We start from the raw sequence: 713 nt of genomic DNA on the forward strand, positions 1-713 counted from the left end.
CTCAGCTTTGAACTGGGCACTGAATTTACGGCGTGGTGATGTTGCCATGAATATGATCCTGTCTGATAATCAGCAACCTGTCCACATTCTTTGATACACCCCAGGATGACGATTAATGGCTGAAGCAGAAGAAGCGTGAAAGGGGTGTATACAAAGGGAAGGCCCTCAGCCGGTAAGAGAGTGCTGTGGAGATTCTCCGAATAAATGTCCGGTGAAAAAGCTTGCACCGCCGCCTGATGATAAACATAGAAATCCACTGGAGCATATGTCACGCCTGTGATCATCAGAACGGTGAAGAGCGAAGTCACTATAGCAGCGCTGCCAAGGACAGCCCCATACAGTCTTCTGTTCATCCAAAAAGCCTCAAAATCATCGGCGCATCGCACTCCAGAATTCCGAGTCTATCGTTATTAGAGTCAGTGCATGGGCGGCCAGCGGTGTAGTAAGCACACACGAAAGTTTCTGCATCATTGCCGGAAGAGTTTTCAGCTGGAAATTTCTTGCAAGGTCACTCATAGACGCAGACGAAGGGACACGTTTTGTGTAGATTCACCCCGAACAGCCGACTATGAGTCAAATGCTAACTCTCATGAGTTTAATCAGTAAAGCGGCTCTTCGGAATTTCAGGTGTAGATCGGTTTTGGTGCAGAGCGTGTTGAAAGCTTAAAAAGAGTCGAGGTCTTCCGAAGATGGAAGTGACGAAACAACTCATC

General features: G+C 47.5%; 1 protein-coding gene. It reads right to left on the reverse strand.

The window, feature by feature from the left end; translation table 11 throughout:
- Positions 1-308 (reverse strand): hypothetical protein (locus ACFFFR_RS03860; protein ID WP_377458217.1); only part of this gene is annotated, 308 nt, incomplete at its 3' end.
- Between the last annotated feature and the right edge of the window lie 405 nt (positions 309-713).

Source organism: Micrococcoides hystricis, from assembly GCF_042434215.1.
Classification (GTDB): domain Bacteria; phylum Actinomycetota; class Actinomycetes; order Actinomycetales; family Micrococcaceae; genus Micrococcoides; species Micrococcoides hystricis.